The sequence below is a fragment of the Leifsonia sp. PS1209 genome (assembly GCF_012317045.1).
Lineage (GTDB): Bacteria > Actinomycetota > Actinomycetes > Actinomycetales > Microbacteriaceae > Leifsonia.
Genome location: NZ_CP051154.1, coordinates 2036961 through 2053013, shown reverse-complemented (window position 1 = coordinate 2053013; position 16053 = coordinate 2036961). Strand labels below are relative to the sequence as shown.

Below are 16053 nucleotides of genomic sequence, written 5' to 3'. Positions count from 1 at the left end.
CGTGCCGAAGACGCCGGATCGGGTGCCGGGCAAGCCCGCGGAGAGGTCGAAGGCCGACACGCTGGCCTGGCTGCGCAAGATCTCCGGCGAACTCGCCACCGCAACGCTGAAGCGCCTCGAGGACACTCTGCCGTGGTACCGCGACATGCCTCCGGGCAGGCGGTCCGCGGTGGGCCTCGTGGCGCAGGCAGGCATCTCGTCGTTCATCTCCTGGTTCGACGATCCGCGGTCGACGCCGTGGATCGCCGCAGACGTCTTCGGGGCGGCTCCTCGTGAGCTGCTCCGGAGCGTCAGCCTGCAGCAGACGCTGCAGCTGATCAAGGTGACGGTCGAGGTCGTCGAAGACCGCGTGAAGAACGGCGGGGAGGCTCTCCGCGAGGCGATCCTGCTCTACTCGCGCGAGATCGCGTTCGGAGCGGCGGACGTCTACGCCCGCGCCGCCGAGGCACGCGGCCTGTGGGATGCGCGCCTGGAGGCCCTGGTGGTCGACAGCATCCTGACCGGCGAGTACGACGACGAGCTGCCCAGCAGGATCGCCGCGCTCGGCTGGCACGGCCACGGCGAGGTCAGCGTGCTCGTCGGCACAGCGCCGAAGCTCCTCGACGTCGACCAGCTGCGCCGTACGGCGCGGCACATGTCGGCGGACGTGCTGATCGGTGTGCAGGGCAGCAGGCTGGTGCTCGTGATCGGGCGCGCCTGGCCGAGCGCCTCCACCCCGGACGACGCCATCGGGGCCACCCCGGTCGTCGGCTTCCTCGAGATCGCGCAGCAGCTGGAGCCCGGCTTCGGTGCAGGGCACCTGGTGCTCGGCCACGAGGTCCCGAGCCTGGTGGATGCGTCGAAGAGTGCGAAGGCGGCCCTCGCCGGTTTCGCGGTAGCTCGCGCCTGGCGCAACTGCCCGCGTCCCGTGCACGCGGACGACCTGCTGCCGGAGCGTGCCCTCGCGGGCGACGGGCTCGCGCGAGCGACACTGATCAACCGCATCTACCGGCCGTTGCAGGCGCACTCGACCGAGCTGCTGACCACCCTCTGGTGCTACCTCGACAACGGGCGGTCCCTGGAGGCGACGGCGCGCGAGCTGTTCGTGCATCCCAACACGGTCCGCTACCGGCTGAAGCGCGTCTCCGAGGTGATCGGCTGGGACGCCACGGGGGCGCGCGAGGCGCTCATCCTGCAGGCGGCGCTCATCGTCGGTTCCATCAACGAACCGGATGCGCCCCGCCGCGCCTGACCGGCTTGTATCGTTCAAACAAACGTTTCCAAGATACTTAGTACCTCCTCGACACATCCGCCGCGCGGAAGATTGGCAGACTGGAACCCGTGATCGTCATCGTGTGCCCTGGGCAGGGCTCCCAAACCCCTGGATTCCTCGACCCCTGGCTCACCGAGCCGCGGTTCCGCGACCAGCTGACCGGCATCTCCGACGCCGTCGGCATCGACCTGGTCGCGCACGGAACGGTCAGCGACGCCGACACGATCCGCGACACGGCCGTGGCGCAGCCGCTCATCGTGTCGGCGGGCCTCCTCACTCTGTCCGCGCTCTTCGCCGACGGCCGCCGTGACCGCATCGGCGGCATCGCCGGTCACTCGGTCGGCGAGCTGACGGCTGCTGCCGGCGCTGGCGTGCTCAGCGAGACGGACGCCGTCGCGTTCGTCCGCGAGCGCGGAGCCGCGATGGCCGCAGCCGCCGCGCAGACGCCCACCGGCATGAGCGCCGTCATCGGCGCCGACGAGACCGAGCTACTCGCGAAGCTCGACGAGCTCGGCCTCTCCCCCGCCAACTACAACGGCGGCGGCCAGATCGTCGTCGCCGGTGCACTGGATGCGCTCGCAGCGCTCTCCGAGAACCCACCCGCCCGCGCACGGGTCATCCCGCTGCAGGTCGCCGGTGCGTTCCACACCCGCTACATGGCTCCGGCCGTCCCCGCTCTCGAAGCGTTCGCGGCCACCCTTGCGACGAGCGACCCCACCCTCCCGCTCTGGACCAACAAGGACGGCTCGCTCGTCTCCTCCGGCGCCGAGTTCCTGCGCCTGCTGGTCGGCCAGGTCTCCTCCCCCGTGCGCTGGGATCTCTGCATGGAGGCGTTCCAGGCCGCCGGTGTGACGGGTATCGTCGAGGTGGCCCCGGCCGGCGCTCTCGTCGGCCTCGCCAAGCGCGGGCTGAAGGGCATCCCGAGCGTCGCCGTCAAGACGCCGGACGACCTGCCCGCCGCGTTCGAGCTCATCGACCAGGCCGCCTAGGAGACGCAGATGACCAAGCCAACCCTGCAGCAGGCCCACGGCCCGCAGTACACCCGCATCCTGTCGATCGGCGCAGCACGCGGCGACCTCGTCGTGCCGAACGACGACCTGGTCGGCCCGATCAACTCCTCCGACGAGTGGATCAGGCAGCGCACCGGCATCGTGACCCGCACCAGGGCGAGCCACGACGTACTCGCCGTCGACCTCGCGACCGAGGCGTCGAAGGAGGCGATCACCGCATCCGGCGTCGACCCCGCGCTGATCGACCTCGTGATCGTCGCCACCATCAGCAACGCCCGCCAGACGCCGTCGCTCGCCGCTGTGCTGGCCGACCGCGTTGGCGCGAACCCGGCAGCCGCGTACGACATGAACGCCGCGTGCGCCGGATACGCGTACGCCGTCGCGCAGGCGGACGCCCTCATCCGCACGGGCGTCGCCCACTACGCCCTCGTCGTCGGCGCCGAGAAGCTCTCCGACGTCGTCGACCCGACCGACCGCACGATCTCGTTCCTCCTGGGGGACGGCGCCGGCGCCGTCGTCATCGGACCGAGCGAGTACCCGGGCATCTCGAAGACCATCTGGGGCTCCGACGGCTCGAAAGCCGACGCGGTCGGGATGGATGGCACCCTGGTCGAGTTCCGCGACGGCGAGAAGCCGTGGCCGACCCTCCGCCAGGAAGGTCAGACGGTCTTCCGCTGGGCGGTCTGGGAGATGGCCAAGGTCGCCAAGCAGGCGCTGGATGCCGCCGGCGTCACCCCGGACCAGCTCGCCGCCTTCATCCCCCACCAGGCCAACATGCGCATCGTCGACGAGTTCGCCAAGCAGCTCAAGCTGCCGGAGACCGTCGCCATCGCGCGTGACATCGAGACGACCGGGAACACCTCGGCCGCCTCCATCCCGCTGGCGACCCACCGGTTGCTGCAGGAGAATCCCGAGCTGTCCGGTGGACTGGCATTGCAGATCGGCTTCGGCGCGGGCCTCGTGTTCGGCGCACAGGTCGTCGTGCTGCCCTAAACTGTTCAACGGTCAAACGACACCCCTCAAGGAGAAAACACCATGGCATTGTCCACCGAAGAAGTTCTCGCCGGCCTGGCCGAGCTCATCAACGACGAGACCGGCATCGCGACCGACACTGTCGAGCTGGGCAAGTCGTTCACCGACGACCTCGACATCGACTCCATCTCGATGATGACCATCGTGGTCAACGCCGAGGACAAGTTCGACGTCAAGATCCCGGACGAAGAGGTCAAGAACCTCAAGACCGTCGGCGACGCCGTCGAGTTCATCGTCAAGGCTCAGGCCTAAACCCCGCACGAGAAACGTCCTTCGCGGTCGGGACCGGCCCGGCATCCCCGGTGTCCGGTCCCCCGCGGTTGGCCGCGCCACGAGCGCGTGCCGTGTTCCATCTACGGAGAGTTGCCGTTATGACCAAGAAGATCGTCGTCACCGGCGTGGGCGCAGCGTCGCCTCTCGGTGGCACCGCCGCTGAGAGCTGGAAGGCGCTGCTCGCCGGCGAATCCGGAGCCAGCACCATCGAGAAGGAGTGGGTCTCCGAGCTGGAGCTCCCCGTCACGTTCGCCGCGCAGGCGAGGGTCGACGCAGCCTCCGTGCTCGAACGCCACGAGGTGAAGCGCCTCGACCCGTCCAGCCAGTTCGCGCTCATCGCCGGACGTGAGGCATACGCGGACGCCGGCTCCCCCGAGGTCGAGCCCGAGCGTCTCGCCGTGGACTGGGCCACCGGCATCGGCGGCGTCTGGACCCTCATCGACGCGTGGGACACCCTGCGCGAGCGCGGCCCGCGCCGCGTCATGCCGATGACCGTGCCGATGCTCATGCCGAACGGCCCGGGCGCCGCGATCGGAATGGACCTGCACGCCCGTGCCGGCATCCGCACCGTCGTGTCCGCCTGCGCGTCCTCCACCGAGTCCATCGCCAACGCGTACGACCACCTGCAGCAGGGCCTCGCCGACGTCGTCATCGCCGGTGGCTCCGAGGCGGCCATCCACCCGCTGCCGATCGCATCGTTCGCCGCGATGCAGGCGCTGTCGAAGCGCAACGACGACCCGGCCACCGCATCCCGGCCCTACGACGTCACCCGTGACGGCTTCGTCCTGGGCGAGGGTGCAGCAGCGCTGGTGCTCGAGACCGAGGAGCACGCCAAGGCCCGCGGCGCCAAGATCTACGCCGAACTGGTCGGCGGCTCCGTCACCAGCGACGCCTACCACATCACCGCTCCCGACCCCGAGGGCTCCGCCGCAGCGCGCGCGATGATCGCCGCCGTCGAGGGTGCAGGGGCGTCGCTGTCCGACGTGGCGCACATCAACGCGCACGCCACGAGCACGCCGGTCGGCGACATCGCGGAGTACAACGCGCTGCGCCGCGTGTTCGGCGACCTGCTCGACGGCATCCCGGTGTCCGCGACCAAGGCATCCACCGGTCACCTGCTCGGTGGCGCCGGGGCGATCGAGGCCCTGTTCACGGTCATGGCGCTTCACGAACGCGTCGCACCGCCGACGATCAACCTCACCGAGAAAGACCCGGAGATCCCGCTGGATGTGGTCACCGCGCCGCGCGCGCTGGGCGGTGGCGACCTGCTCGCCATCAGCAACTCGTTCGGTTTCGGCGGCCACAACGCCGTCGTGGCGTTCCGCTCGGTCTGATCCGGACCCTGCGCAGCACGCACGAAGGCCCCGACCGGTCAACACCGGTCGGGGCCTTTCGCGTTTCACCGCGTGCGGGCGGCAGCGCATGATGCCTGGGCCGGCCCGCCGCGGGAGTCTCGTGGCTCGGTGAGCCGGCGCCTCAGCCGACCTTGTGCAGCCAGACCACGCTGGTCTCGTCACTGGCGTGCCGGAAGGGCTCCAGTTCGTCGTCCCACGCCTGGCCGAGCGCAAGCCGAAGCTCGCGGTGCAGTTCGCGGGCGTTCGCCCCGGCGATCTCCATCGCGTAGCGCACCCGGTCCTCGGGGATGACCATGTTGCCGGCCGTGTCGGTCTGGGCGAAGAAGATCCCGAGGTCGGGGGTGTGCATCCACCGGCCGCCGTCGCTGCCGAGGCCGGCGTCCTCCGTCACCTCGTAGCGGAGGTGCTCCCAGCCGCGCAGGGCGGACGCGATGGCTGCGCCCGTCCCCTGGGGTCCCTCCCAGAAGAACTCGGTGCGCTGGGCGCCCTTCAACACCGGCTGCGCCTCCCAGGTGAAGTTCACGGCGCGACCGATAGCGCGTCCCGCCGCCCACTCGATGTGGGGGCAGAGCGCGCCAGGGGAAGAGTGCACGTAGAGCACTCCTCGACTTGCGTGTGCCGCCATGATGTCCTCCGTTCGATTGGATGCGTCTTCCCCAACGACCAATCGGCGGTCTCACCGGCACGATATGAAGTTTGCCGCAGCCCGAGGGCTGCTCTTGTGAATTATGCCGTAGAACTATCGGATGTCACAAGGTTGCAACGGTTTTGCAGCGGCGTGGCGGCGAAACGGAATAGCATACTGAGTATGTCGGTCCAGAACGGTTTTCTCGCGCTGCTCACCCAGGGCGCCGCATACGGCTCGCAGTTGCAGGGCGAGTTCCTCGCGCGGGCGGCCCACCGCCGCCAGCTCAACGCCGGGCAGGTCTACTCGACGCTCGACCGCATGGTCGACCAGGGGCTCGTGCAGCCGGCGGGCGCCACGGATGACGGCCTGCCGCTCTACGCGCTGACCGCCGACGGTGCGGCCGCCGCCGAGGACTGGCTCACCTCCGGGCCGGTGGATGCGCGCCCGGACTGGGACGAGATGCAGGACCAGGTGCTGATCGCGGCCTCCCTCACCGGTGCAGACGCGCCCGCCGTGGTGGCCGACTACCGCCGGGCGTTCGTCGAGAAGATCCGCGAGCTCACCCACGACGCGGACTCGCGCGCCGTGCTCGCCGCCAACCGCGCGGCCGAGCTGGGCGCCCTCGCCGCCATCGAGTGGCTGGACGAGGTCGCCTCCACCCTCACCGCGCATCCGGATGCGCTGCTGCAGCACCGCTCCCCCGACCGTCCGCGGCGGGGCCGCCGCCCGGCCGACGCCTCCTGACCCGCTCGGGGTCAGTGCAGGAGGTCGCCGGACTTGGCGAGGACGTTCTTCTCGCCGGCCTCGATGGGGACGGCGAAGCGGTTCTGCGCGGGCGGCAGCGGGCAGTTGAAGTTGTAGCTGAACGCGCACGGCGGCAGGACGGCGAGGTTGAAGTCGAGCGTCACCGTGCCGTCCGGGTTCGGGGCCACGAAGAGGAAGCGGCCGACCGAGTACGTGGAGTCGCCGTTGGTGCTGTCGGCGAAGACCAGCTGCAGCGCCCTGCCCGCCTTGAACGCGGCGAGGTTGTAGTCGACGCCGTCCTTGCTGAACGTGATCTCGCCCGGGATCACCTTCTCGCGGGTGCTCCCGTCGTCTTTGAGGTGCTCGAAGCCGAGCGTCTTGCCGCCCTCGATCGGGGTGAACTGCGCCTGGATGATCCACTCCGGGTTGAAGTCGAAGGCGTCGATGGAGCCGAACTCCTGGATGGCCTCCGAGTTCGCGTCCCAGACCCGCAGCGCATAGTCGCCGTCCTCGCTGGCGATGACGAACCCGGTGACCGTGTCGCTGAAGACGATCTCGCTCGGGTTCGCGTCGTCCTTGCCGCGCACGATGGCCTCGCCGTCGACCGGCGTGCCGTCGACCACGATGCCGTCGGCCGCCGTCGCGACCACCTTGAGGCCGGACTGCCCCTTCGGCAGTGGAGCCCACAGGCCGGGGACGCCCCACACCGGCTGCGCCGCCGCCTCCGGGTCGCCAGTGATCCACTGCGTGTTCACGAGCGCCAGGTTGCCCTTCGGCGCCGTCACGGCCTGTTCGCGGCGCTGCCGGTACCTCGCCAGGATGTCGCGGGGGTCTGCTGGCGCTGTGGCGGTGTCTGTCATGGTCTCCATCCTCGGTCAGATCACCCTCCACAACCAACTCCGACACAGCTTCATTCCGTGCCGACGGCCGTGAGGCTCACTTGGCCTCCGCGTATGTGTCGACCACGGCCGCCGTCACCGGGAACTCGACGGGGAACGTGCCGAACAGCAGCCGTCCCGCTGCCTCCGCGGAGGCGACCACCGCAGCAGCGGCTTGCTCGGCGAGCTCGGCGGGGGCGTGCACGATCACCTCGTCGTGCAGGAAGTAGACCAGGTGCGGGCTCTGCAGCAGGGGTGCGTCCCCGCCGAGCGCCGTGAGCCGCTGACGGAGGTCGGCCATCCAGCACAGCGCCCACTCGGCCGCACTCCCCTGCACCACGAAGTTGCGGGTGAACCGCCCCCAGTCGCGCGCCTGGCTGCGCGCCCTGCGCTCGTCGGCCTCCGTCGAGTCCGGTGCGGACGCCGCAGCCTGCGTCTGCGCCCAGCTGCCTCCCGGCCGCGGGGAACTGCGTCCCAGCCGCGACGTGACCACCTCACCGCGCTCACCGGCCCGCGCCGCCTCCTCGACGAGCCGGATCGCGCGCGGGAATGCCCGGGTGAGCCGCGGCATCAGCCTGCCGCTCTCCCCCGTGGTCGCTCCGTACATCGCTCCGAGCATCGCCACCTTCGCCTGAGAGCGCTCCTCGACGGCCCCGGACGCGACGATGCCCTCGTACAGGTCTTTCCCCCGTCCGGCCGCCGCCATCGCCTGATCGCCCGCCAGCCCGGTCAGGATGCGGGGCTCCAGCTGGGCGGCGTCGGCCACGACGAGCTTCCAGCCGGGGTCGGCGACCACCGCTCCGCGCACCTGCCGCGGAAGCTGCAGCGCGCCGCCGCCGCGGGTCGCCCAGCGCCCGGTGACCACGCCGCCTGGCACGTAGTCCGGGTGGAAGCGCCCATCCTGCACCCAGGTGTCGAGCCAGGTCCAGCCGTTCGCGGAGAGCAGGCGGGAGAGCTTCTTGTACCGCAGCAGCGGGGCGATGGCCGGGTGGTCGATCTCCCGCAGCTCCCAGGAGCGGGTGGAGGTGACCATGAGCCCTGCGCGCTTGAGCGCCTTGAGCACCTCCGGCGGGCTGTCCGGGTTGAGGTCCGGGCTCTCCAGCGCGGCGCGGAGTTCGGCGGCCAGGTCTTCGAGCACGCCGGGCCGTCCGTTCGCCGGCGGGCGAGGACCGAACAGGCCGGTCAGCAGGGCGTCGTGCCGTTCCGCGCTGTACGGCAGCCCGGCGGCGCGCATCTCGACCGCGATCAGCGCCCCGGCCGACTCGGCGGCGAGCAGCAACCGCAGGCGGCCCGGCGCTGTGCTGCCCGAGACGGCCGCCCGCTGCGCCTGGAACTCCTCCAGCGCGGACGGCGCCTGCTCGCCGTGGGCCTGCTCGTCCAGGTCGAACAGGGCGGTGTGCGAGGCCGGCTGCTCCTCGGCGAAGGCGGGCTGCGCATCCCAGGCTCCGAGCGGCGCGGTCGCGAGCGCGGAACCGGCGGACAGCGTGGAGAGCCGGAGGATCGTGTGGCTGAGCTGCAGGTCGTCGCAGCGCTCCACCCGGACGCCGGCGGCGAGCAGCGGCGGATACCAGCTGCGGGTGTCGCTCCACACCCAGCGCGGGCGGTCGGCCTTGTCGGTCTTCTCGCCCTTGTCCGCCTCTTCCGCAGCGACGAACGCGGCGAGCTCCCCCGCCGGGATGGTCTGCTCGCCGATCACCGTGCCGTCGCCGGCGACCCTGGTCGCCAGGACGCTGCCGGGCGACGGCCGGTCGAGAACGAGGTGCACCCATCCATTCTGCGGCCCGCGTGCGACATTCCCCGCCGTGTCTTGCCCCCGGTCACCAAGCTGAGGATAATTCAGTCAGCGACGATGCCAACCCGAAAGGCGATCGACGATGACCGCATACCTGCACGACAGCCAGGGCACCTGGATCGCGTTCCGCGCCGGCGACGGCGGACGCTTCCTGTTCAACCCGGACGGCGACTGGATCGGCTGGTTCCCCTGGGGCGACGACGAAGCGACCACCCCGGACGGCCGCTACCTCGGCACCGTCGTTGGCGACCGGCTGCTCGCCCAGGACGACCGCCGCTTCCGCGGGACGCCGGACTATCCGGGCGCGCCGCGCTATCCCGGCCAGGTCAGCTATCCGGGAGCTGCCGCCTTCGTGAGCATGCCCGTGGGGTACCAGGATGTGGCGGGCGCGCTGCTGTGGCCGCGCATCGCATCCTGAGCGTCGTCGGTGGTCGCTGAGGCAGCCCGCGCCTCAGTCCGCGAGACCCGCCAGCCGCGCCCGCAGCTCCGGCCACGATGCCGCGAACCCCGGATGCAGCGGCAGCTCGGTCACGCCGCCCACGTCCACCCAGCGCAGCTCGATGCTCTCCGGGTCGGCCACCAGCGCCTCGAACGGCCGCACGGCCTCCGCGACGACGGTGGTGTACGACCAGAACCCCAGGTCGAGCACGCTCGTGAACAGCACGCTCACCGCATCCCGGGGCACAGACGCCTCCTCCGCCGCCTCGCGCAGCGCGCCGTCCACCGCCGACTCCCCGTCGTGCCTCGCGCCGCCCGGCAGCCCCCAGGTGCCGCCGAAGTGACTCCAGTCGGCCCTGTGCTGCAACAGGATGCCCCTGCGGCTGTCGTGGACAAGCAGCCCCGCCGCCCCGAACCGGCCCCAGAACCGCTGACCGTCCGGACCCTCGACCCACGCATCGCCACTGTTCACGGTTCAACGTTAGTCGCCGTTCGGCCGGGCCTTGTCACACGCTGTCACGGTTCTACAGTGGTGCCATGACCAGTTCCGGGACGCCTGCCTGATGCCCGCCGTGCGCAGCGCGGGCATCCTCCTCTACCGCCGACGGGATGCGGTGGAGGTGTGGATCGCGCACATGGGCGGCCCGTTCTGGGCACGGAAGGACGAGGGGGCGTGGTCGATCCCGAAAGGCATCGTGGAAGCCACGGACGTCTGCGGCGAGCTCGCCGCCGCCATGCGCGAGTTCGAGGAGGAGATCGGCTCGCCGCCGCCGGCGACGGACTACGTATCGCTCGGCGACTTCCCGCTCTCGTCGGGCAAGAAGGTCGTGGTGTTCGCCGCGGAGGCGGACGGCTTCGATCCGGAGACGGTCACCAGCAACGCGTTCGAGCTGGAGTGGCCGCCGCGCTCCGGCCGCATCCAGGCGTTCCCGGAGATCGACGACGCGCGCTGGCTGCCGCTCGAACTGGCGCGCGCCAAGCTCACGAAGGGCCAGCGCCCGATCCTGGATGCGCTGGTCGCGCACCTCGGGTCGTGACGCGCGGGTGCCGCCGCCCACGAACCTGCGCGCCCGCTCCCGTCACCGGGTGGGCGTAGCATGCGGCACATGCCCATCAGATTCGAGAACGTCGGGATCGCCGTGCGCGACCTCGAAGCGACCATCTCCTTCTTCACCGACCTCGGCCTCACGGTCGTCGGCCGCGACACGATCAGCGGCGAGTGGGCGGACACCGCCGTCGGCCTCGACGGCAACCACGCCAAGATCGCCATGCTGCAGACGCCGGACGGCAGCGGCCAGCTGGAACTGTTCGAGTACATCCACCCCGACGCGATCGAGACGGAACCCACGCTGCCCAACGAGATCGGGATGCACCGCGTCGCCTTCTCCGTCGACGACATCGACGCCGCCATCGCCACGGCCGCGAAGCACGGCTTCCACCCGCTGCGCGGCATCGCCACGTATGAGGACGTCTACAAGCTCAGCTACGTGCGCGGCCCGAGCGGCATCATCGTGATGTTCGCCGAGGACCTGCGGAAGGGCTGAGCGGGCGGCGCAGCACTCCGTCGCCGCCCTCGGCGCCGTCGCCACCCGGATGCGCCCTAGAATCTCTCAGGCGAACTCCCGCAGGGCGGCGCTGTACCGCTCCGGGCTTGCGCGCGTTTCCGCGGTGACGAGGATCGCGTGAGAGCCGATGCGTCGAGTGAAAGTACCGCTGCAGGGGATCTCCACGACCTTCGTCAAGCCGCCTTTCCACGCATCGACCAGCGCCGCAAGAGAGGAGCGCTCCGGCTGCGCTCCCGGGTCGGTCAGCCGAGCCTTTCGACGCTCGAACTGAGCGTGCATCCACTGCTCCGCGTCGTGCGTGATCGCCTCGTCGCCGAGCTCGTCTCTCCAGGACGGACCGACGAGCTCGCGGAGGAGTTCGGCACGCTCGTCCGACCCGTTCGCGGTCGCCTGCAATCGATCGAAGACATCCGGGTCGCGGACGGTGCCCGCGTGGCGCAGCACCTGCTCCCAGACGTCGGGCCACGCCTCCTCCCAGGCTGCGATCGGCGCAGACTCCCGCTGCGTGGCTCCCAGGAGGGTAGGTGCGTCGACCAGCAGAGGCGGCAGATCATCGCCGTGCGGATCGAGGCGCCACGCCTCCCTGATCCACAGCAACTCCAGCAGAGACTGCAGGTCGTCCTCTACAGTGATCAGCATGTCCCGCGGCCACGGGTTTCCCGGCATCGGCTCAGTAGCGAACAACGAACTCCCCCTCGCACTGCAGTAGGGCGGACGGGACTTGAACCCGTGACCGGCGGATTATGAGTCCGATGCTCTAACCAGCTGAGCTACCGCCCCGTGTGCCCGTCAGTCGCTGCTGGGCACCGGTGGGGCCGCGTCCGTCACAGGGTCGGCCACCGGTTCCCCACGATACAGGCTTTCGAAGGTGCTGATCGTGCGCTGGATGTCGTGTGCGGCGACGATGCGGAGCGACGCGTTCTTGAGCACATCCAGCTCTTCCTGCGGCATCGTGAGCACGTGCTGCAGGCGGTCGGCGAGGTTCTGGGCGTTGCCCGGCTCGAACAGGTAGCCGTTCTCTCCGTCGTGGACGAGGTGCGGGAGCGCCATCGCGTCGGCGGCGACGACGGGGAGGGCCGAGGCCATCGCCTCCATCGTCGCGATCGACTGCAGTTCGGCGATCGACGGCATCCCGAACACCGTGGCGCGGGTGTACGCCTGGCGCAGTTCCTCGTCGGTGACGTAGCCGGTGAAGGTGACGCGGTCGGCGATCCCGAGCTGTTCGGCGAGGGACTGCAGGTTCTTCAGCTGGTCGCCGCCACCGACGATCTCGAGTTTCGCATCCAGGTCGGACGGGAGCAGGGAGACCGCCTTGAGCAGCACGTCGATCTGCTTCTCGCCGGTGACGCGGCCGACGAACAGGATGCGGTTCTCGGTGCGCGGGGTGAAGTCCGGCGTGTAGTTGTGGGCCTCGATGCCGCAGGAGATCGCGTGCACGTTGCGGAGGCCGGTGTACTTCTCGAGGAACTGCGCGGCCTTCGCGGTCGGCGTCGTCACGGCCTCTGCGCGACCGAAGGTGCGGCGGGCCGCCTTCCAGGCGAGTCCGATCGCATAGTCCTGGATGAACCGCGGCAGGAGGGTGAACTCCAGCATGTTCTCCGGCATGAAGTGGTTGGTGCCGATGATCCGGATGCCGCGCTTCTGGGCTTCCTGGGACAGGCCGCGGCCCACGACGATGTGCGACTGGAAGTGCACGACGTCCGGCTTCACCTCGTCCAGGATGCGCGCGCTGTTCTGCTTGATCCGCCACGGGATGGCGAACCGCAGCCAGTCGTGCGGGTACCAGCGCCAGCTGTAGAGCCGGTGGGCCGTCATCTTCTGCCCCTCGTGCTCCTCCGTCCACGTCCCGTGCTTGCGGCTCGCCGCGGGAGCGACGATGTGCACGTTGTGGCCGCGCTCGACGAGACCGGCTGCGAGGCGCTCCGCGAAGCGGGCTGCGCCGTTCACATCGGGGGCGAAAGTGTCAGCCCCGATGACGACGGTCAGCGGTTTCTTCGTCGTGTCGGAAGGCTGGGCGGGCGTACTGCTCGGCTGTCCGCTCGTATCGGGCACGTGGTGAATCCCTACGTTAGTGGGCCGGGATGGTGAATCCGGCGACGGTCTTCGCTCGCCGATCGGGGCCCGACCGGCTGATTCAACGGCCTAGTCTAAGCCGGATTCCGCTGCTTTGTCGGCAACAGCGGCGGCCACCGGCGCGGCGGACGCCGCCTGCGGGTGGTGTTTGGCGAGCTGGAACACGCCGTAGATGGCCACGGCGCCGGAGAGCACGAAGCCGACCATCGCCCACCAGGGGGCGCCGGCCGCCTCGTCCAGGATGACGATGCCGATGGTCACGGCGACCAGCGGATCCACCACGGTGAGCCCGGCGATCACCAGGTCCGGAGGGCCGGACGAGTAGGCGTTCTGCACGAAGTAGGCGCCCAGGATCGCGGCAGCGAGCAGCGCGACGATGCACAGCACCAGCAGCCAGTCCCACTCCTGCCGGGAGATGCGGTCGATGACCACCTTCGCGAGCGTCGCCACGAAACCGTAGAGCACGCCGGCGCCGATGATGTACATGATCGCCTTGAAGCGGCTGCGGAAGAAGTAGAACATCACCGCGAAGGCCAGCAGCACGACGGCGAGGATGATCAGGATCTCGATCAGCGCCCGCGAGGTGACGGGCCGGTCCCGGGCGAACACCGCCGCGATCAGCACGAACGCTCCCACGCCGCCCACGCACAGGCTCACCGCGATCACCGACCGGTGGTTGAGCTTCACCCCGCTGACCCTGGCGTTCAGGATGCTCGTGATGACGAGCCCGACGACGCCGAGCGGCTGCACCAGGATGATCGGGGACAGTTTCAGGCTGACCAACTGGAAGACGATGGCGAGCCCGAGCAGCACCGTGCCGATGACCCAGGACGGCCGCGCGAGCAGCAGGCCGAGCTGGCGCAGGTTCAGGCCGGACTGCTGCGACCCCTGCGTGTTGGCCTCGACCTTGGCGACGCCGTGGTGCTGCAACTGCGCGCCGATGGACAGGAAGCACGCGCCGATGAGCGCGATCGGGATGCCGAGGAGCTGACTCGGCTCATAGGCCAGGTCGAGCGCATCCATCAGTTCCGTACCCACCCCACGACCCTATCCAGTTTCACCCCGATATTCTTGCTGAATGGCCGTCCTTCCCATCCGGATCACCGGAGACCCTGTTCTGCACACGCCCGCCGCTCCCGTCACGGAGTTCGACGACGCCCTGCACACCCTCGTCGACGACATGTTCGAGACGATGGATGCTGCGCCCGGCGTCGGTCTGGCCGGCCCGCAGGTGGGTGTCCCGCTCCGCCTGTTCGTCTACGGCTGGACGGACGACGACGACGTCGTGCACCGCGGTGTGGCGATCAACCCGGTGCTCTGGATCAGCCCGGCGACCATCGACGAGCTCGACGAGGACGCGGAGGCGGAGGGCTGCCTGTCGTTCCCCGGCGAGCGGTTCCCGCTGCGGCGCGCCGCGAGCGCCATCCTGCAGGCCGTCGACCTGGCCGGTGAGCCGTTCGAGGTGCACGCGGACGGCTGGCTTGCCCGCATCTTCCAGCACGAGTTCGACCACCTGGACGGCATCCTCTACGTCGACAGGCTCGACCACCCGTACGGCAAGGCCGCCAGGAAGGTGCAGAAGAAGAACAGCTGGGGCGTGCCCGGGCTGAGCTGGCTGCCCGGCCGCGATCACCTGGACGACTGACCGCGCGGCTGACGCGGGCTACTTGCCCAGGTCGACCCCGTGCACCCCGTTGTGGAACTTGAGCGCGGGGAACACCACAGACAGCGAGAACCCGACGCCAGGAACGGTGGATGCGTTCAGCACGCCCCCGAACAGCGCCGCGCGTTCCCGCATCCCGGTGAGGCCGGCGCCGTCGTACGTCTCGGTGAGGGCGCGCAGGTCCTCCTCGATCGTGTACTGCGTCGCCTGGTCGACGGCGGGGCCGTCGAGGCCCATCCTGCGGGCGGCGGAGCGGATGCCGTCGTCGTCGACGCTGACCTGCAGGCCGTCGCCCGTCCAGGTGAAGGCGATGGCGACGGCGGTGCCGGGCCCGCCGTGCTTGAGCGCATTCTCGAGGCTCGACTGCAGGATGCGGAACACGGCGAGCTCGGCGCCCTGACGCAGCTCGAACCGGTCGCCGTTCTCGGTGAACGTCACGTCGAGTCCCGCATCCCGCATCACCCGGAACAGGTCGCGGGCGGAGTGCAGACTCGGCTGCGGCATCGCGGCGCTCTCCCCGTCGCGCACGACGGTCTGGATGCGCCGCAGGTCGCCGAGCGCATCCCGGGCGGACGTCTCCAGAGCGGCGACGGAGCGGTCGGCCGCCTCCCGGTCGGTGGCGGCCGCGTACCGGATGCCCTCGGCCTGCGATGCGAGCCTCGACACCGACTGGATGGCCACATCGCCGAGTTCACGCACGATGCGGAACCGGCCGGCCTGCTCGGCGAGCTCCAGTTCGCGGTCGATCCTGTCCCACTCGCTCTCCTCGCGCTGGTTGCTGAGCCTGGCGCGGGAACCGCGGGCGAGCAGCCATAGCACGAGGAAGACGACGGCGGCGACGAGCAGCACGGCTCCGGCGATGGCGAGCACGAGCACGAGACTCCTGGCCTCTGTCGCTGACAGAGCGTTCATGGCCTATCCTTCCGGCCGTGACGGGGGTCTCCGGCCCGGACGATCATATCCGTCCGCCCGCCCCCGCGCTGTCGTGCCGCCGTCGCCGGTCCGCGCTGCTGGCGCCCTCCGCTACTGCCCGGACGGGCGGTTGGCGCGCAGGACTTCGAGCCTGGCGCGGTACTCCACCTCGTCGATATCGCCCTGGGCGAAGCGCTCGGCGAGGGTGGCCTCCGCGGAGCGTGTGCCGCCGTCGTGACCCCAGCCGCGGCCGTAGCCAGGGCCGTAGCCCGCTGCGGCCGCTCGACGCCAGCGGCGCCCGAGGAAGACGAAGAGGAGCACGAAGAAGGCGATCCAGAACAGCGGGATGAGCAGGAACAGGAAGCCGAACCCTCCCGCCCACGGGCCGACCCAGTGGGCGGCGACGGTGGTCGCGGCGATGGTGCTGAGCATGATGAT

The 16053-nt window shown here is 70.2% G+C and carries 19 protein-coding genes and 1 tRNA gene; 10 read left to right on the top strand and 10 right to left on the bottom strand.

Annotation, left to right across the window (positions count from 1 at the left end):
- Nucleotides 1-22 precede the first annotated feature (22 nt).
- From HF024_RS09750 to HF024_RS09730, 5 genes are all read left to right on the top strand, one after another.
- On the top strand, nucleotides 23-1231 hold the full coding sequence (locus tag HF024_RS09750; protein ID WP_085370833.1) for a helix-turn-helix domain-containing protein: 1209 nt from the start codon (nucleotides 23-25) through the stop codon (nucleotides 1229-1231).
- 89 nt (nucleotides 1232-1320) lie between these two features.
- Nucleotides 1321-2241 carry an ACP S-malonyltransferase gene (locus HF024_RS09745; protein ID WP_168689416.1) on the top strand — a complete coding sequence of 307 codons (921 nt, stop codon included), beginning with the start codon at nucleotides 1321-1323 and terminating at the stop codon, nucleotides 2239-2241.
- Between the two features lie 9 nt (nucleotides 2242-2250).
- Complete coding sequence (locus HF024_RS09740; protein ID WP_085370835.1) at nucleotides 2251-3255, top strand: beta-ketoacyl-ACP synthase III; 1005 nt, start codon at nucleotides 2251-2253, stop codon at nucleotides 3253-3255.
- A 42-nt stretch (nucleotides 3256-3297) separates the two neighbouring features.
- A complete protein-coding gene (locus HF024_RS09735) occupies nucleotides 3298-3546 on the top strand; it encodes an acyl carrier protein (protein ID WP_055893767.1) in 249 nt (82 codons plus the stop codon).
- Nucleotides 3547-3665: 119 nt separating this feature from the next.
- Complete coding sequence (locus HF024_RS09730) at nucleotides 3666-4901, top strand: beta-ketoacyl-ACP synthase II (protein WP_168689415.1); 1236 nt, start codon at nucleotides 3666-3668, stop codon at nucleotides 4899-4901.
- 142 nt (nucleotides 4902-5043) lie between these two features.
- Here the strand turns inward: HF024_RS09730 and HF024_RS09725 are convergent, their stop codons facing one another.
- Nucleotides 5044-5547 carry a DUF3145 domain-containing protein gene (locus HF024_RS09725; RefSeq protein ID WP_085370837.1) on the bottom strand — a complete coding sequence of 168 codons (504 nt, stop codon included), beginning with the start codon at nucleotides 5545-5547 and terminating at the stop codon, nucleotides 5044-5046.
- 183 nt (nucleotides 5548-5730) lie between these two features.
- On the opposite strand from HF024_RS09725, the gene HF024_RS09720 reads away from it, so the two are divergent.
- Nucleotides 5731-6294: a helix-turn-helix transcriptional regulator gene (locus tag HF024_RS09720; protein ID WP_085370838.1), complete on the top strand. Its 564-nt coding sequence runs from the start codon at nucleotides 5731-5733 to the stop codon at nucleotides 6292-6294.
- A gap of 11 nt (nucleotides 6295-6305) precedes the next feature.
- Here the strand turns inward: HF024_RS09720 and HF024_RS09715 are convergent, their stop codons facing one another.
- Nucleotides 6306-7154 (bottom strand): DUF1684 domain-containing protein, encoded by an 849-nt coding sequence (locus HF024_RS09715; protein ID WP_085370862.1) that lies wholly within the window; start codon nucleotides 7152-7154, stop codon nucleotides 6306-6308.
- 76 nt (nucleotides 7155-7230) lie between these two features.
- The gene (locus HF024_RS09710) at nucleotides 7231-8937 is read right to left on the bottom strand and encodes a bifunctional 3'-5' exonuclease/DNA polymerase (RefSeq protein WP_168689414.1); all 1707 of its coding nucleotides are present in this window, start codon (nucleotides 8935-8937) and stop codon (nucleotides 7231-7233) included.
- A 109-nt stretch (nucleotides 8938-9046) separates the two neighbouring features.
- Here HF024_RS09710 and HF024_RS09705 point away from each other — a divergent pair, with 109 nt between their 5' ends.
- Nucleotides 9047-9382, top strand: a complete 336-nt coding sequence (locus HF024_RS09705) for a hypothetical protein (protein ID WP_085370840.1) — start codon at nucleotides 9047-9049, stop codon at nucleotides 9380-9382.
- Between the two features lie 33 nt (nucleotides 9383-9415).
- Here HF024_RS09705 and HF024_RS09700 read toward each other — a convergent pair whose 3' ends face one another.
- Nucleotides 9416-9874, bottom strand: coding sequence for an NUDIX hydrolase (locus tag HF024_RS09700; RefSeq protein WP_168689413.1), 459 nt, complete (start codon nucleotides 9872-9874; stop codon nucleotides 9416-9418).
- 91 nt (nucleotides 9875-9965) lie between these two features.
- Here HF024_RS09700 and HF024_RS09695 point away from each other — a divergent pair, with 91 nt between their 5' ends.
- Entirely contained in the window at nucleotides 9966-10439 is a 474-nt protein-coding gene (locus HF024_RS09695) for an NUDIX domain-containing protein (RefSeq protein WP_168689412.1), read from the top strand.
- Between the two features lie 69 nt (nucleotides 10440-10508).
- Entirely contained in the window at nucleotides 10509-10946 is a 438-nt protein-coding gene (locus HF024_RS09690; RefSeq protein WP_168689411.1) for a VOC family protein, read from the top strand.
- Nucleotides 10947-11012: 66 nt separating this feature from the next.
- On the opposite strand, the gene HF024_RS09685 is transcribed toward HF024_RS09690, so the two are convergent.
- The 4 genes from HF024_RS09685 to HF024_RS09670 all read right to left on the bottom strand — a co-directional run bounded on the left by HF024_RS09685 (nucleotide 11013) and on the right by HF024_RS09670 (nucleotide 14078).
- A complete protein-coding gene (locus HF024_RS09685) occupies nucleotides 11013-11606 on the bottom strand; it encodes a hypothetical protein (protein ID WP_168689410.1) in 594 nt (197 codons plus the stop codon).
- A gap of 67 nt (nucleotides 11607-11673) precedes the next feature.
- Nucleotides 11674-11747, bottom strand: a tRNA-Ile gene (locus HF024_RS09680).
- 9 nt (nucleotides 11748-11756) lie between these two features.
- Nucleotides 11757-13019: a glycosyltransferase gene (locus HF024_RS09675; protein WP_085370846.1), complete on the bottom strand. Its 1263-nt coding sequence runs from the start codon at nucleotides 13017-13019 to the stop codon at nucleotides 11757-11759.
- Nucleotides 13020-13109: 90 nt separating this feature from the next.
- Entirely contained in the window at nucleotides 13110-14078 is a 969-nt protein-coding gene (locus HF024_RS09670; RefSeq protein ID WP_168689409.1) for a DMT family transporter, read from the bottom strand.
- Between the two features lie 40 nt (nucleotides 14079-14118).
- Here HF024_RS09670 and def point away from each other — a divergent pair, with 40 nt between their 5' ends.
- A complete protein-coding gene (gene def / locus HF024_RS09665) occupies nucleotides 14119-14685 on the top strand; it encodes a peptide deformylase (RefSeq protein ID WP_168689408.1) in 567 nt (188 codons plus the stop codon).
- 18 nt (nucleotides 14686-14703) lie between these two features.
- On the opposite strand, the gene HF024_RS09660 is transcribed toward def, so the two are convergent.
- Entirely contained in the window at nucleotides 14704-15615 is a 912-nt protein-coding gene (locus tag HF024_RS09660) for an ATP-binding protein (protein ID WP_247597392.1), read from the bottom strand.
- A 111-nt stretch (nucleotides 15616-15726) separates the two neighbouring features.
- On the bottom strand, nucleotides 15727-16047 hold the full coding sequence (locus HF024_RS09655; protein ID WP_085370849.1) for a hypothetical protein: 321 nt from the start codon (nucleotides 16045-16047) through the stop codon (nucleotides 15727-15729).
- Nucleotides 16048-16053: the final 6 nt, after the last annotated feature.

Coding starts and splice junctions, on each gene's coding strand:
- HF024_RS09740 (WP_085370835.1), top strand. CDS start 2,251: ATGACCAAGCCAACCCTGCAGCAGGCCCACGGCCCGCAGTACACCCGC.
- HF024_RS09735 (WP_055893767.1), top strand. CDS start 3,298: ATGGCATTGTCCACCGAAGAAGTTCTCGCCGGCCTGGCCGAGCTCATC.
- HF024_RS09730 (WP_168689415.1), top strand. CDS start 3,666: ATGACCAAGAAGATCGTCGTCACCGGCGTGGGCGCAGCGTCGCCTCTC.
- HF024_RS09725 (WP_085370837.1), bottom strand. CDS start 5,547: ATGGCGGCACACGCAAGTCGAGGAGTGCTCTACGTGCACTCTTCCCCT.
- HF024_RS09720 (WP_085370838.1), top strand. CDS start 5,731: ATGTCGGTCCAGAACGGTTTTCTCGCGCTGCTCACCCAGGGCGCCGCA.
- HF024_RS09715 (WP_085370862.1), bottom strand. CDS start 7,154: ATGACAGACACCGCCACAGCGCCAGCAGACCCCCGCGACATCCTGGCG.
- HF024_RS09705 (WP_085370840.1), top strand. CDS start 9,047: ATGACCGCATACCTGCACGACAGCCAGGGCACCTGGATCGCGTTCCGC.
- HF024_RS09695 (WP_168689412.1), top strand. CDS start 9,966: ATGCCCGCCGTGCGCAGCGCGGGCATCCTCCTCTACCGCCGACGGGAT.
- HF024_RS09690 (WP_168689411.1), top strand. CDS start 10,509: ATGCCCATCAGATTCGAGAACGTCGGGATCGCCGTGCGCGACCTCGAA.
- HF024_RS09685 (WP_168689410.1), bottom strand. CDS start 11,606: ATGCTGATCACTGTAGAGGACGACCTGCAGTCTCTGCTGGAGTTGCTG.
- def (WP_168689408.1), top strand. CDS start 14,119: ATGGCCGTCCTTCCCATCCGGATCACCGGAGACCCTGTTCTGCACACG.
- HF024_RS09660 (WP_247597392.1), bottom strand. CDS start 15,615: ATGAACGCTCTGTCAGCGACAGAGGCCAGGAGTCTCGTGCTCGTGCTC.
- HF024_RS09655 (WP_085370849.1), bottom strand. CDS start 16,047: ATGCTCAGCACCATCGCCGCGACCACCGTCGCCGCCCACTGGGTCGGC.